The organism is Roseobacter sp. S87 (assembly GCF_055693285.1).
The window spans coordinates 2,115,499-2,128,853 of record NZ_JBVFTR010000004.1 but is presented as its reverse complement, the minus strand read 5'-3'; the positions used below and the strand labels follow the sequence as shown (position 1 = coordinate 2,128,853).

Annotated in this window: 14 protein-coding genes and 2 pseudogenes; 1 reads left to right on the top strand and 15 read right to left on the bottom strand. The window is 61.1% G+C overall.

The window, feature by feature from the left end; all coding sequences use genetic code 11:
- Positions 1–39 precede the first annotated feature (39 nt).
- From phnN to ACZ1HA_RS11365, 5 genes and pseudogenes are all read right to left on the bottom strand, one after another.
- Positions 40–591 (bottom strand): phosphonate metabolism protein/1,5-bisphosphokinase (PRPP-forming) PhnN, encoded by a 552-nt coding sequence (gene phnN, locus ACZ1HA_RS11385; RefSeq protein ID WP_472713950.1) that lies wholly within the window; start codon positions 589–591, stop codon positions 40–42.
- Complete coding sequence (phnL, locus tag ACZ1HA_RS11380; RefSeq protein WP_472713949.1) at positions 588–1,271, bottom strand: phosphonate C-P lyase system protein PhnL; 684 nt, start codon at positions 1,269–1,271, stop codon at positions 588–590. The genes phnN and phnL overlap by 4 nt, the downstream gene beginning before the upstream one ends.
- An 8-nt stretch (positions 1,272–1,279) precedes the next feature.
- Entirely contained in the window at positions 1,280–2,056 is a 777-nt protein-coding gene (gene phnK, locus ACZ1HA_RS11375) for a phosphonate C-P lyase system protein PhnK (RefSeq protein WP_472713948.1), read from the bottom strand.
- A complete protein-coding gene (locus ACZ1HA_RS11370) occupies positions 2,053–2,913 on the bottom strand; it encodes an alpha-D-ribose 1-methylphosphonate 5-phosphate C-P-lyase PhnJ (protein WP_472715325.1) in 861 nt (286 codons plus the stop codon). Before ACZ1HA_RS11370 ends, phnK begins: the two co-directional genes overlap by 4 nt.
- A pseudogene (locus tag ACZ1HA_RS11365) lies at positions 2,908–3,222 on the bottom strand (phosphonate C-P lyase system protein PhnG); the annotation flags it as partial. The gene ACZ1HA_RS11370 and the pseudogene ACZ1HA_RS11365, both read right to left, overlap by 6 nt.
- 91 nt (positions 3,223–3,313) lie before the next feature.
- Between ACZ1HA_RS11365 and phnF the strand changes: the two are divergent.
- Positions 3,314–4,048: a phosphonate metabolism transcriptional regulator PhnF gene (phnF, locus tag ACZ1HA_RS11360; RefSeq protein ID WP_472713947.1), complete on the top strand. Its 735-nt coding sequence runs from the start codon at positions 3,314–3,316 to the stop codon at positions 4,046–4,048.
- 43 nt (positions 4,049–4,091) lie between these two features.
- Here the strand turns inward: phnF and ACZ1HA_RS11355 are convergent.
- From ACZ1HA_RS11355 to ACZ1HA_RS11310, 10 genes and pseudogenes are all read right to left on the bottom strand, one after another.
- Positions 4,092–4,929, bottom strand: a pseudogene (locus ACZ1HA_RS11355) (3-oxoadipate:acetyl-CoA acetyltransferase).
- Positions 4,926–5,807, bottom strand: a complete 882-nt coding sequence (locus ACZ1HA_RS11350; protein WP_472713946.1) for an intradiol ring-cleavage dioxygenase — start codon at positions 5,805–5,807, stop codon at positions 4,926–4,928. The pseudogene ACZ1HA_RS11355 and the gene ACZ1HA_RS11350 overlap by 4 nt, the downstream one beginning before the upstream one ends.
- Positions 5,808–5,817: 10 nt before the next feature.
- The gene (locus ACZ1HA_RS11345) at positions 5,818–7,572 is read right to left on the bottom strand and encodes an FAD-dependent oxidoreductase (protein WP_472713945.1); all 1,755 of its coding nucleotides are present in this window, start codon (positions 7,570–7,572) and stop codon (positions 5,818–5,820) included.
- A 2-nt stretch (positions 7,573–7,574) separates the two neighbouring features.
- Entirely contained in the window at positions 7,575–8,630 is a 1,056-nt protein-coding gene (locus ACZ1HA_RS11340) for a branched-chain amino acid ABC transporter permease (RefSeq protein ID WP_472713944.1), read from the bottom strand.
- Complete coding sequence (locus ACZ1HA_RS11335; protein ID WP_472713943.1) at positions 8,630–9,169, bottom strand: branched-chain amino acid ABC transporter permease; 540 nt, start codon at positions 9,167–9,169, stop codon at positions 8,630–8,632. The genes ACZ1HA_RS11340 and ACZ1HA_RS11335 overlap by 1 nt, the downstream gene beginning before the upstream one ends.
- Entirely contained in the window at positions 9,118–9,492 is a 375-nt protein-coding gene (locus ACZ1HA_RS11330) for an ABC transporter permease subunit (protein ID WP_472713942.1), read from the bottom strand. The genes ACZ1HA_RS11335 and ACZ1HA_RS11330 overlap by 52 nt, the downstream gene beginning before the upstream one ends.
- Positions 9,489–10,196, bottom strand: a complete 708-nt coding sequence (locus ACZ1HA_RS11325; RefSeq protein ID WP_436398967.1) for an ABC transporter ATP-binding protein — start codon at positions 10,194–10,196, stop codon at positions 9,489–9,491. Before ACZ1HA_RS11325 ends, ACZ1HA_RS11330 begins: the two co-directional genes overlap by 4 nt.
- Positions 10,196–10,915, bottom strand: a complete 720-nt coding sequence (locus ACZ1HA_RS11320) for an ABC transporter ATP-binding protein (protein WP_472713941.1) — start codon at positions 10,913–10,915, stop codon at positions 10,196–10,198. Before ACZ1HA_RS11320 ends, ACZ1HA_RS11325 begins: the two co-directional genes overlap by 1 nt.
- A gap of 21 nt (positions 10,916–10,936) precedes the next feature.
- Positions 10,937–12,211, bottom strand: coding sequence for an ABC transporter substrate-binding protein (locus tag ACZ1HA_RS11315; protein WP_472713940.1), 1,275 nt, complete (start codon positions 12,209–12,211; stop codon positions 10,937–10,939).
- Positions 12,212–12,241: 30 nt separating this feature from the next.
- The gene (locus ACZ1HA_RS11310; protein WP_472713939.1) at positions 12,242–13,306 is read right to left on the bottom strand and encodes a maleylacetate reductase; all 1,065 of its coding nucleotides are present in this window, start codon (positions 13,304–13,306) and stop codon (positions 12,242–12,244) included.
- Positions 13,307–13,355 lie beyond the last annotated feature (49 nt).

Sequence of the window (13,355 nt, the reverse complement as noted above, 5' to 3'; positions counted from 1 at the left end):
GTGTCTTTGGATGGGTGTGCGGCGGGTGGCGGTGATTTTTCATGCAACGGCACCTCTCTGGTCGAGCGCCACAAGTGCTGCGCTTACGGTTTCTTTGAGCGGGCCGTCGTTCGGGATGGTTACGGCGTTCGCATTGTCGGGCAATGGCCCCGGGTTCCGCGCAAGCCGGTGCGCAATTTCAGCGGCGGTTTCACGGCCTCGGGTGCCCAGCCGGTGGGCAAGGGTTTCCGGTCTTGCGGTGATGTTCAGAACCAGCAAAGCGGGAAACAGAGCAGCGGCATCCGTCAGAACCCCGCGTGACAGGTTCGCGATGCAATGGCGTCCGGCCTGAACGTCTGATGCAACCTGTGCGGGGATGCCGTACCGAAGGCCATGGGCATTCCAGTGCAGACAAAACCCACCCTGCGCGACTATACCGTCAAATTCCGCGGAACTGACGGCGTGAAAATTCTCGCCAGGTGCATTGGCTGGCCGCGTGATGGTGCGCGTGACCACCTGCAGGTCGGGCCGTGCCGCAGCGATACCCGCAATGACGCTGTCTTTGCCCACGCCGGACGGGCCGACAACTGCGATCAGATATCCGTCATTCATTGCGAGACCCCCGGCGCAAATTCAGTGACATCGACGGTGCGGGTAGAGATCCGGTTGCGTGCGGTTCTATCCTGGAAAATGCCGATTATGGCAACGCCACGCTCCCTTGCGTCCTCTATGAGGCTCAGAACGATGTCCCGGTTTACAGGGTCAAGACTGGCTGTCGGTTCGTCCAGAAGCATCGCGGGATATGCCCGGACAAGACCCCGCGCAATGTTGACCCTTTGTTGTTCGCCGCCCGAAAACGTAGTGGGGGACAGATCCATCAGAGCTGTTGGTATATTCAGGCGTTCCAGAAGTTTTGTGGCCCTGTTGCGCGCTTCGGCGGGGTCCATGCCTGTCATCAACAGGGGTTTCGCGACAACATTACGGGCCGCAACGCGCGGAACAACCCGCAGAAACTGGCTGACATAGCCAAGAACCTCACGCCGCGTCCGGATAATGTCCCGGGGCCGTGCGGCGGCTATGCAGGTATCCCCGACAATGATCTGACCTGACCCGGCTATGTAGTTTCCGTAATTCATGCGCAACAGCGTCGATTTGCCGGTGCCCGACTCTCCGGTCAGGGCTACACACTCGCCGGGTGAAACGCGCAGCGAAACGCCCTTGAGAAAGGTGATTTCCGCTGCTCCCTGGGTGTGCAGAACAAATGTCTTTGAAACGTTTTGCAGTTCTATCATGGCCCGCCTCACACCTGCAGTACAGAGCTGACCAGCAGCTGGCTATAGGGGTGCTGCGGATCATCCGGAAAGCGATCCGTGAGCCCGTTTTCGACAACCCGTCCGGACTTCATGACCATCAGCCTGTCCGCCAGCAGGCGCACAACAGCAAGGTCGTGGGTCACGATAACGGCCGACAGCCCCATGTCCCGCACCAGCCCGCGCAACAGATCCAGCAAAAGGGCCTGCACACTGACATCCAGCCCGCCGGTGGGTTCGTCCATAAACACCAGTCTGGGACCAGATACGAGGTTCCGGGCGATCTGCAACCTTTGCTGCATGCCGCCGGAAAGGGTGCCGGGGCGCTCGTCAATACGGTCCTGATCAATTTCAACGCGTACCAGCCACTCCTTTGCCTCAGTACGGATGTCGCCATAGCGCCGGGCACCTACGGCCATCAGGCGCTCGCCCACATTGCCACTGGATCTGACACCCATGCGCAGGCCATCCTGCGCATGCTGGTGCACGAACGCCCGGTCCGTGCGCGCGAGCATCCCGCGTTCCGGTTCTGACATGGCGACAGTATCGCGCGGTCCGTCGGCGCGCGTGTCAAAGATCACTGATCCTGTGTCCGCCACCAAATGCCCGGCCTGGCAATTCAGCAGTGTGGATTTGCCGGACCCGGATTCCCCCACGATGCCAATAACCTCGCCGGGGTAGAGGTCAAACGACACACCAGCGCAGCCAATGTGCCGGTCGTAACTCTTTCCGACATCGCGTGCTGAAAGCTGCGCCGTCTCTGTCATGGCGTGGTCCCGTCCGTTCCGCTTTCTGCCTTCGTGCGCGCGCAGAAATCTGTGTCAGAGCAGACAAACATCCGGTTGCCGGCATCGTCCGTGATGACTTCGTCCAGACAGCTTTGGACGGCGCCGCAGAGACGGCAGGCCTGGTCAGCTCCGGAGGGATCAAACGGATGATGCCCAAAATCGAGACTGACGACACTTGTCCGTGGCGGCAGCGCACAGATGCGCTGTTCCCGCCCGGTCCCAAACAGCTGGATCGCGGCCATATCCCCGAGTTTGGGGTTGTCGAATTTTTGTATGGGCGAAGGGTCCATGACATACCGGCCCTCCACACGGACCGGATAGGCACAGGACGCGGCGATGCGTCCGTGACGGCTGATGTCGTCGTAGAGCTTGACATGCATCAGACCGTATTCCTCCGGGCTGTGCATCCTGCGGGTTTCCTGCTCTCGTGGTTCCAGAAAACGCAGGGGCTCCGGGGTTGGGACCTGATAGACCAGTATCTGACCTTCCTTCAGCAGTGTCTCAGGGATGCAGTGTCGGGTCTGAATGACCGTCGCCTTTTCTGTGTGTGTTGTGGTCCGCACACCAGCGGTCCGTTCGAAAAATCTGTGGATGGAGGCCGCGTTTGTCGTGTCAACAACACACTGATCGATCACTTTCAGACAGTCATCCGGCGTCATCACGGCAGCCGACACGTGCACGCCGCCTGTTCCCCAGCCATAGGGCATGGGCATCTCGCGGCTGGCAAAGGGCACCTGATAGCCGGGAATCGCAAGGCCCTTGAGGATGGCGCGGCGGATCATGCGTTTGGTCTGCTCATCCAGGCAGGCGAAGTTGTAGGCGTGATCGGTCTGCATCAGCGCATCCACAAGTGCCGCCTCTGCGCAGGCTTTGCGCCGCCCCCTGATCCATGCATGTCCGACCCCGCCGGACGTCAGGCGCAGCGTGCAGCGTGTGACAGTCATTGCGCCAAGTTTGAAAAGTGTTCCCGTGCCCACGGCGCGGCCACGCACCATGACACTGTCAATCTCCGGCTCGCGCAACCAGTCAAAGTCACGGCGCATATCATGCGTATCAAGAAGGCCGGAAATCGGACCTGCCTGTGCGCGGGCCAGCAGGCCTATCAACGCCTTGCGGTCAGTATCCTGATCCGGAAAGTCTTTCATCTCGACAACTTTGCTTCAATCTATACAACTAGACATATCATACTATGAATCCGCTGAACGCGAAGCAACGATTTCCGGAGGATCGGCCAAAATGACCACCAAACGCCGAAAGACACCTGTCTGGCTGGCCATTGCAGGGCAGATCCGGGGCGACATTGCCGAAGGGCGGTACCGGCCTGGAGACAGAATGCCGACCGAAGCCGCGCTGTCGGCAAGGTTCGGGGTCAACAGGCATACGGTCCGCCACGCGCTGGCGCATCTGACAGAAGAGGGGCTGGTGCGTACACGGCGCGGCGCGGGCACTTTTGTGGCAGATACGCCGACGGATTACCCGATCGGTGGCCGCGTGCGGTTTCACAAAAATCTGCTGGCGGCGGGGCGATCGCCGGAAAAACGTATACTGCAGATCGAGACGCGTGCCGCAGCGGCCGGCGAGGCGCGGGCGCTCGGTCTGGAGGCGGGCGAACCGGTCTGCTCCTATCACGGTCTGTCTTTCGCCGACGGGCAGCCCATAGCCCTTTTCGAGAGCATCTTTCCGGAAACCAGACTGCCTGGCATTGCACAGGCACTGCAGCATACACGCGGGGTAACCCAGGCGCTGGATCTTTTGGGCGTGACTGATTACGTGCGCATTTCAACCCGGCTCACCGCTGTGCTGGCAGATGCCACCCAGGCAATGCATCTGCATCTGCGCGAGGGCGATCCGCTCCTGCGGTCAACCGGGATCAACGTAACAGATGACGGGCAACCCGTTGAATTTGGCCGGACTGTTTTCGCCGGGGACCGGGTAACGCTGATCCTTGGCGACGGCGCTGAAGACAGCTGACCTGCGACCGGAGGCGGCCTGCATGCCGGTTCCGGGATCAGGGCTAAACCGGCTCCCACAGCCCAAGGATACTGCGGGCCTGCTGCCATGTGGCGACCGACCGTTCATGCTGTTCGCAGATGTCGGTGACAAGGCGTACCAAGGCCGCATTCGACGGTGCAAGCCTGTTCCGGTCGAGGCGGACGTTGTCTTCCAGTGCCTGTGCGGGCATGGCCACCAGCACCAACTGACCATTCATTGAGAACCCGCTGGTTTGCGCCAATCCCGGCGGCACACCAGGGGGCATCCGGACCGAACAGCCGCCGGACGGTTTTGACATAGAAGTCAAAAACCTCCCGGTCTGCGGGCATCGCGTTCCTGACGCCCATGACAAACTGTACGTATGGCGTGTCGGTCAGCTGCCCGGCCTCATGCATCTGCGCGGCCTTCAGGATATGCGACAGGTCGAAGGCTTCGATTTCTGGCCGGACCCCGTGGGCGGCCATCTGCCCGGCCAGCCAGTCCACCAGTTCAGGCGGGTTTTCATAGACCCTCGTGGGGAAGTTATTTGATCCCACAGAAAGGGACGCCATATCGGGCGCAAGCGGCAGCATGCCACCGCGCGACCGGCCCGCTCCGGAGCGCCCGCCCGTTGAGAACTGGATGATCATGCCCGGGCAGTGTTTTTCGATGCCTTCCTTCAGGGCTGCAAATTTGTCGGGATCGCTGCTGGGGCTCTGATCTTCATTGCGGACATGCGCGTGGACAATGCTCGCACCGGCCTCGAACGCTTCATGTGTGCTCTCAATCTGCTCGCTCACAGTGATCGGGACGGCAGGATTGTTTTCCTTGCGTGGCAGCGACCCTGTGATCGCCACGCAGATCATGCAGGGCGTACTCATTTGGCGGGTGCCAGAACAAAGTCGTGCACGACTTCGTAGTAGGGACGATCAAATCCGGCCCGGGCGATCTGTTCCGGATCTGAAATCAGGTCGAATTTTGCCAGCAGGCTTTCCTTTACGCCGAAAACGGCGTCCGAATGGATATAAGGATCGTCGGGATCAAAGATATGCGTGATCAGGGTCTCGAACCCCGGTGCTTCGAGGATGTAGTGCAGATGTGCCGGACGGTAAGGATGGCGACCGAGTTTCTGCAGCATCTGACCCACCGGGCCATCGTCAGGAATGGGATAGAATTTCGGCTTTACGCCTTTGAAGTGGTAGGTTCCGTCAGGGCCTGTCCGGAAAACGCCCCGCAGATTGAAATCCGGTTGCAGACCCTTTTGCTGGACATCGTAGAAGCCCTCGTCATTCGCCTGCCAGACATCGATTTTGGCGCCATCCAGTGGCTGCCCGTCTGTGCCCACAATGCGCCCGCGCACGAGCATCGGTTCCCCTTTCTGATCCAGACATATGTCGGCGCCCATCGGCAGTTCGGGCGCGTCCGGGACATGGAAGGGACCCAGGACCGTCGACTCTGAGGCGCCGGTGGGTTTGCGGTTATTGATTGCATCCACCAGCATCGAAACGCCGAGACTGTCCGACAGCAGGATGAATTCCTGCCGCCAGTCGTTGCAGGTATGCCCGACACTGGTCAGGAATTTGATTGCCTCAAACCATTCTTCCTGGGTGGGCTCAATCTCTTTGACCGCAGCATGCAGGTGCTTTGTGATGACAGCCATAACCTCAGCAAGGCGTTTGTCGCTGGCATCCGCGTTGCGGGCGATCACGACGTCAGCGGAGTTCTCTTCGGTAAAATAACCCGGCTTTTCGGTGCTCATGGCGTGCCTCCTATCTGGCGAGTACGGCTGACAGGACGCGCGTCAGCTCGGCTGTGGGATCTTCGGGCAGGCCGTCATGGCGCCAGCAGACGTGCTGATCCGGCCGCGTCAGGATACATCCCGCGTCTCCGACTTCGCGCGCCCGTGCCCAGTCTCCGGTATGGTCCACAAATTCCTGCCGTGGGCCGATAATATGCGTGTGCAGTGTTATGCCCATCTCTGCTGCCGCCGTTTTCGCAGCCTCTGCCCAGGCCGCGCCACCCAGACCGGTAAAGAGCGTAAACGCACCACCTCCCGCAAGGTCCAGCGTCGAATGCCGGCCGCCTTTCTGGTCAAAGAGCCAAGCATGCGGGATCCGCGCGCCGGGCCAGGTCGTGGGCTGGTAGTGCAGGTCTGCATCCTGGCGGAAGTCCGGTTCAACCTGCCCGTCGGTGACCGTGGCCTCCGAGCTGTAACGCTGGTTCATTTCGACGCCATGTGCGTCAAACTCATACTTTTTGAAGGCGATCGCCTCCCGGATGGCCGCGCGCTGCCGTTCGGCATCCGGCGTCGGGTCACAGCGGCCTTCGAGGTTTTTCTGCATGGTTTCGGGATCATTGCTTTCAGTGAGGCCAAGAGCCTCGAAGATGGGCCCGAATTCGCCGATGGACTGGTTGGCCCGCGTGACGATCTGTTTGGCCACCGGCGCCCGTTCTGTCGAATAAGTCTCCAGCAGGGCAGGGCCTGCCTCGCCGCGCAGAACAGCTGCCAGTTTCCAGGCAAGGTTGAAAGCGTCCTGGATCGACGTGTTGGACCCCAGTCCGTTCGACGGCGGATGGCGGTGGATCGCATCACCCATACAGAACACCCGGTCATTCTGCAGGTGCGTCGCATAGTAATTATTGACCGTCCAGGTGGACCAGCTCGTGATATCGACCTCAAGTTCAGGGTCGCCCACAAGATCACGCACGACCTTTTCTGCGAAGGCCGTGTCGACCTCCGGTGCGGACTGGTTGATGTCATAGCCCCAGACGATCAGCCATTCGTTCCAGGGCCGGACCATACGCACCAGCCCCATGCCGATACCGCCCACATCGGCACCTGGCTGCACCACCCAGTAGAGAACGGAGGGGCGATGCGCGACAAAGCGCGAAAGATCCGCCTTAAAGAGAATGTTCATCGAGCCGCCCACGCCCATCTGACCCTCAAACGGCAGATCAATGTGGTCAGCCACCAGCGAGTTCCCCCCGTCAGCGCCGACCAGATATTTCGAACGGATGGTGATCTCTTTTCCGGTCAGCCGGTCGAGGCAGGTCGTCGTGACACCATCCCCGTCCTGTTCGTGGCGCAGGTATTCCGTGCTCATGCGGGCCTGCGTGCCGCGCGCACAGGCCGTTTTGAACAGGAGCGGTTCCATAAACGTCTGGGGCAGGTCATTCATAAAGGTGGGCGACGACAGCAGGTGTTCAGCCTTGGACAACGGGTGCGTACCCCAGCTTTTCATGCGGCCGATTTCTTCGCCAGCGAGGCTTTCGCAGAAAACATTCTCGCCCATGATCTCCTGCTCGGCGGCAAAGAGATAGGCCTCATCCTCCACCTCGCGCCCCAGATCGCGCAGGACCTCCATCGTGCGCTGGTTGGTGATATGCGCGCGCGGGGTGTTGGCCAGCCAGCGATACCGGTTGATCACCATGTTTTCGATGCCATAGGTCGACAGCAGCGCGGCAGTTGCCGAGCCGGCCGGTCCGGTGCCAATGACCAGCACATCTGTTGTGATATCTGCCATGTTTAATCCTCCGCTTGGGTCAGTTTGCCGCCCGTGAGCCGGCGGCGGATTGGGAAAAGGTCGAGCCCGGTGCGTTCCGAAATCAGGCCCCAGAGGCCGCGCGGTGCGATCAGCATGATCACAATGGCCAGCACACCAAGGCTCATCAGGTACCAGCTGCCAAAATCGGCCAGCAGTGACTGCAGAGCAAAGAACACGAGCACACCGATGATCGGGCCCTCGATGGTGCCGATCCCGCCGATGACGACGATAAAGATCACATAGGCGGTCCAGTCTGTGACGCTGAAGGCAGCGTCCGGGCTGATCCGGGCTTTCTGCATATAGATCAGTCCGCCCGCGAGGCCGGTGCCGAAAGCAGAGGTCAGGAAAACGATCCATTTCATGCGCGCCGCATCAACGCCTACGGATTTTGCGGCTTCTATGTTGTCGCGCACAGCGGCAAGGGCCAGACCGCGCCGGGTGCGCAACAGCCAGTAGATGCCGCCGATGGTTGCCAGTGCCAGCGCGAGCGCCAGCCAATAGGCCAGAATATCGCGGGCTGCGGCCGACCTGACACCCAGTGTGTCCTCAATCAGCCCGACGAACCACATATCACGCGTTGCGTCGCGTGGCAGCGAGGTGCCGGTGCCGCCGCCGAGCGTTTTCCACTGGGCCATCAGCAGGCGCACGACCTCGGCGATGACCCATGTGCCGATCGCAAAGTAGGCGCCATTCAGGCGGAACGCGAAAAAAGCGGTTGGCACCGCAATCACAAGTGCGGCGACGCCTGACAGCAGAATGGCAGGCACCGGATCCATGCCCCAGAGAATGACCGCACCAAAAAGCGCGTAGGCCCCGGCACCGACAAAAGCCTGCTGGCCAATGCTGACCAGCCCGCCGTATCCGGCCAGCAGGTTCCAGAACTGGGCCAGCACCAGCATGGTCAGAATAAAGAACATATCGCGGATGGTGCCGCGCCCGGCAAAGAAGGGCAGAGCGACGAGCACCAGCACGAGAAGAGCAGCAGCGGCTGTCGTGAAGCGTGAAGCGGGTGTCTGAACGGAAACGGAATAGCTCATCAGTCATGTGCCCTTGGAAAAAGACCGCGTGGCCGGATCAGCAGCACGATCAGAAATGCGATGTGGCCTGAGAGGATCTGCCATTCGGGATTGACCGCAGCGCCGACGGTTTGCGCCACGCCAATGATGATCCCGCCGACCAGCGTGCCCCAGAGCGATCCGAGCCCACCGATGATCACGGCCTCAAAGGCATAGATCAGGCGTGCCGGCCCGATGTTCGGGTCAAAATTTGCCCGAAGGCCGAGGTAGAGTGCTGCGATTGTCACGATAACCAGAGCGACGCCTGTGGCCGTGGCGAAAATACTGGCAGGCCGAATGCCCATCAGGCTTGCTGTTACGGCATCATCCGATGTGGCCCGGAAAGCGCGCCCGAGGCTGGTGCGGTAAAAGAGCTGGTTCAGGCCGACGATCACCAGTACTGCGGAGGCAAAGGTCAGCAGGGGCATCACACCCAGAGCGACCGGGCCCAGCTGAACAGATGCGGTCGTCAGAGCATCCGTCGGCAGACGCTGGCTGTCCGCAGAGAATGTCTCAAGCAACGCATTCTGCAGCACAACCGACAGTCCGAAAGTGACCAGCAGGGGGGCAGAATGTCGTCGCCCAGGGTCCGGTTCAGCAGGAATTTCTGCAGCCCCCAGCCCATGCAGAACATCAGCGGCATGGCGATCAGCAGTGCGGCAAAGGGCGGCAGGCCCAGCAGAGTCACCAGAACCAGGATCAGATAGGCGCCCATGACGATCAGATCGCCGTGCGCGAGGTTCACCAGACGCATGATCCCGAAGACGAGGCTCAGACCTGCCGCAAAGAGTGCGTAAAGACCACCCAGCAGGATGCCCTGCAGGATCGTATCAATCCAGATCATTGGTTTGCTCCGAAATAGGCATCGTGGATTGCGTCGCGGCTCAGACTGTCCGGTGTGCCAGAAAGGGTGATGCGCCCTTCCATCATGCAATAGACGCGGTCGGCGACGGCCAGCGCCTGCGATATGTCCTGCTCCACCACAATCAGACTGGCACCTGCGGCTTTAATGGCCGGGATGGCTTTGTAGATGTCGCGGATCACGACTGGTGCGAGTCCAAGACTGATTTCATCGCACAAAAGCACACGCGGGTTGCTCATCAGGGCGCGCCCGATGGCTACCATCTGTTGCTGACCGCCTGACAGGGCGGTGCCCGGCGTGTTCCGGCGCTCTTTCAGTACGGGGAACAGCTCATAGACCGTATCCAGCGTCCAGTGCCCCCTCGTGCGGCGGCCATACGCGCCGATCAGCAGGTTTTCCTCGACCGTGAGGGACGGGAAAAGGCGGCGCCCTTCAGGCACCATGGCCACGCCGCGCGTGACGATTTCATCCGCGGGCAGGGCACCGATGTCCGCGCCATCGAACTGCACCGACGCTGCATCGTTGCGCAGAATGCCGGCAACGGAGCGCATCAGTGTGGTTTTTCCGGCACCATTGGCCCCGATGATGGCAACGGTTTCCGCCTCCCTCAGCTCGATGTCGACGCCGAACAGTGCCTGAAAATCACCGTATCCGGCCGTTAGGCCGGTTGTCCGCAGCAGCCCCATCAGACGTCGATCCCCAGATAGATTTCGCGTACTTCGCGGCTGGCCATGATGTCGTCCGGCTCGCCGATGCCTACAACACGACCGAAATCCAGCACCAGCAGGCGTCCAACCACAGACGTCAGCGCGTGCAGTACGTGTTCGATCCAGATGATGGTGACGCCCTGCGCGTGAATGTCCCGGATCGTCCCGATCAGCGCCTGGCATTCTCCTTCGGTCAGGCCGCCCGCAATCTCATCCAGCAACAGCAGCTTTGGCTTTGTTGCCATCGCACGCGCCAGTTCGAGACGTTTGCGCTCCAGCAAGGACAGTTGTCCGGCAGCCATATTGGCGCGGTGGATCATGCCCGTGCGTTCCAGAACGTCAGCACAATCATCCAGAACTGCTGCTTCGCTCAGATTGCGCCCATGCGTCGAGGCAACCACGAGGTTCTCGTAGACCGTCAGCTTTTCAAAGGGCTGGGGGATCTGAAACGAGCGGCCGATGCCGGTCAGGCAGCGTTCCATCGCTGAGACCCGCGTCACATCCCGGCCGTCGAACCGGATGCTGCCCGCATCGGCGCGCAGGTTGCCGGTGATCAGGTTGAACAGCGTAGACTTTCCCGCACCATTGGGCCCGATGATCCCGAGGGCCTGGCCCTCCGGCACATCGAAGCTGGCATCATCGGTCACCTTCAGCGCCCCGAAGCTCTTGCTGACGTTCTGCAATGACAGGATGGACATGATCTGCTCCCGGCTCTGATGTCAGCTGATGGCCTGCATTGCGCCGCCAACGGGGATGTCCGGATGATCACTGTTGTCGACGATGACGAGGTCATAGCCACCATCACTCCGCAGCCGCCACTGGCCGCCCACCAGCGGTGTCTTGGCGATATTTGCAGTGGCAAAAGGCGGCAGACCGGCGCCATCGAACGCGAGGCGTCCGACCATCGAATTCAGTTCTGTGGCAGCAATCGCGGCGGCAACTTCGTCCGGGTCGCGCGTATCCTCAACGCGGCCCATAACATCAGCGGCCATTTCAAACAGCGCATGTGCAAACCCGATGGGCTGTGTCCACTGTTTTCCGGTCGCAGCGGTGTAACCCTCAGCCAGATCACCGGCAGACTGACCGGTCAGCGTAGAGGTGAACGGGTGCGTCGGGGACCACCAGACTTCGGAGCTGAGATTGTGCCCCTGATCCCCAAGTGCCTCAACGGCCTGCGGAAACAGGATGGCCTTTCCGATGCTTGCAGCCTTGGGCGTGAAGCCCTGCTGTTTGGCCTGGGTCCAGAACGTGGTGAAATCGGGCGGGATCGGGACCCCGGTGATGATATCGCAGTCTGCCTGCTTGAAGGCGTTGATCTGGGCGCTGAAGTCGTCCGTCAGGTTCTGGTACCGACCCGGATCCGTCAGGCCATATCCCTGGGCGGCCAGCGGTTGCGGGAAGCCCACATTCGGGTCTCCCCAGGCGTTGCCGTCGCCATCGTTGGGGAAAAGGCCGCCAACCTGTTTGTTGGTGTCCAGCTGGTTCCACATCGCTGTGAAAACGCTGATCACGTCCTCGAGCCCCCAGAAGAAATGAAAGCTGTAGTCAAACGGGCGCCATGAACCGGGATCGCCAGGATTGCCCTGCTGGCCGATGAACCATGGCTGCCAGGGTGCAACAGTCGAAATAACCGGTATCTGCTCGGCCTCGCAGGTGGTCGCGACCGGGTTGGTGGTCTCCGGGGTGGAGGCCACGAGCATCATGTCGATCTCGTCGTCAATAATCAGTTCTTTGGCGACTTCTGCGGCGCGGTTCGGGTTGGACTGACTGTCTTTGACAACCACTTCGAATTCGGCACCGGCCTCCGATCCCAAAAAGCCATCAATGATGAACTGATCAGCTTCGGAAAAAGCCGCGAGGGGGCCGGACTGTGGGCTGACATAGCCAAGGCGGATCCGGGCCCCCTGTGCCAGTGCTGGTGCGGCCAGCGGTGCCGCGGCAAGGCTCAGGCCAGTGGCTGCGGTGTTCTTGAGAAGTGTACGGCGTGTGATCATGATGCTGGTCTCCCTGACGTCATCGGCTTTTTATTGGTCTGGTGCGCCGCCGGCCCAGGCTGCCTGCAACAGCGCGCGGATGTCCGAACATGTCACGGGCCGTGGGTTGGGGTAGGGGCGGCGTGTGGCAAGGTCTGCGGCGTGGTCCAGATCTGCCTCGCGCAGGCCAAGATCACGCAGCGCAAGTGGCGCGTTCATTCCGGCAGCAAAGCGGTGCAATGCTGCCCCGGGCTCTGATCCGCCGAATATTTCGCAGATGGGGCGCAGGTCGTCTGCGGCTGCTTCTGCGTTATAGCTGATCGCGTGGGGCAGGATCACCGCATGGGTGTCTGCGTGCGGCAGGTCGAAAGCGCCGCCAAGCGTGTGGCAGAGCTTGTGATGCAGCGCCATGCCGACCTGCCCGAGAACGGTGCCACAGGCCCGGGCCCCGCGCAGCGTTTCCTCGCGGGCGCCGGTGTCCTCCGGCGACTGCAGCACGCGGGGCAGGCCATCGGCAAAGGCGCGCAGCCCATCTGTTGCGAGACTGTCTGTCGCCGCAGTCCTGTCTTTTGCATAAAGCGCTTCAGCTGCGTGGGCCATTGCATTGAGCGCTGACGTCACGGTCATCTTTACGGGCAGGCTGGTGACAAGCTCCGGGTCATAGAGAATGACCTGTGGCAGCACGCGGGCGTCGGTCAGCGTGGTTTTGACCCCGTTTTCGGTCTGTCCCAGAATAGGTGTTGCCTCGCTGCCGGCGTAGGTCGTGGGGATCACAATGTGGGGCAGGTCGGTGCGCAGCGCGATAGCCTTCCCAAGCCCGGTTGTTGAGCCGCCACCAACGGACACGAGGCAATCCGCCCCCGTCTCACGCGTGTGGCTGACGGCCTCTTCAGTGATCTCTACAGGGGTGTGCATGGCCGCACGGCAGAAGACCCCGACAGCCGCCGGTCCCAGCCGTTCCGCGATCTCAAGAGCGCTTTCGCTTTGGTGTGGGGTCGACAGAACCAGCGCCTGCCCGGCACCCAGCCGGGCAACTTCATCGGCGATGTCGTGCCGCAGACCTGCGCCGAAACGGACGCGCCCTTGGGTTTCTGTTGTCCTGTGATCGACTGTCATTCCGGCCCCGTTAACCTTTGTGAAACCGGTGATATCCGCCAGGAATGTG

Coding starts and splice junctions, on each gene's coding strand:
- phnK (WP_472713948.1), bottom strand. CDS start 2,056: ATGACAGAGACGGCGCAGCTTTCAGCACGCGATGTCGGAAAGAGTTAC.
- ACZ1HA_RS11350 (WP_472713946.1), bottom strand. CDS start 5,807: ATGAGCACCGAAAAGCCGGGTTATTTTACCGAAGAGAACTCCGCTGAC.
- ACZ1HA_RS11345 (WP_472713945.1), bottom strand. CDS start 7,572: ATGGCAGATATCACAACAGATGTGCTGGTCATTGGCACCGGACCGGCC.
- ACZ1HA_RS11340 (WP_472713944.1), bottom strand. CDS start 8,630: ATGAGCTATTCCGTTTCCGTTCAGACACCCGCTTCACGCTTCACGACA.
- ACZ1HA_RS11315 (WP_472713940.1), bottom strand. CDS start 12,211: ATGATCACACGCCGTACACTTCTCAAGAACACCGCAGCCACTGGCCTG.
- ACZ1HA_RS11370 (WP_472715325.1), bottom strand. CDS start 2,913: ATGCAGACCGATCACGCCTACAACTTCGCCTGCCTGGATGAGCAGACC.
- ACZ1HA_RS11320 (WP_472713941.1), bottom strand. CDS start 10,915: ATGTCCATCCTGTCATTGCAGAACGTCAGCAAGAGCTTCGGGGCGCTG.
- ACZ1HA_RS11325 (WP_436398967.1), bottom strand. CDS start 10,196: ATGGGGCTGCTGCGGACAACCGGCCTAACGGCCGGATACGGTGATTTT.
- phnL (WP_472713949.1), bottom strand. CDS start 1,271: ATGATAGAACTGCAAAACGTTTCAAAGACATTTGTTCTGCACACCCAG.
- phnF (WP_472713947.1), top strand. CDS start 3,314: ATGACCACCAAACGCCGAAAGACACCTGTCTGGCTGGCCATTGCAGGG.
- ACZ1HA_RS11310 (WP_472713939.1), bottom strand. CDS start 13,306: ATGACAGTCGATCACAGGACAACAGAAACCCAAGGGCGCGTCCGTTTC.
- phnN (WP_472713950.1), bottom strand. CDS start 591: ATGAATGACGGATATCTGATCGCAGTTGTCGGCCCGTCCGGCGTGGGC.
- ACZ1HA_RS11330 (WP_472713942.1), bottom strand. CDS start 9,492: ATGATCTGGATTGATACGATCCTGCAGGGCATCCTGCTGGGTGGTCTT.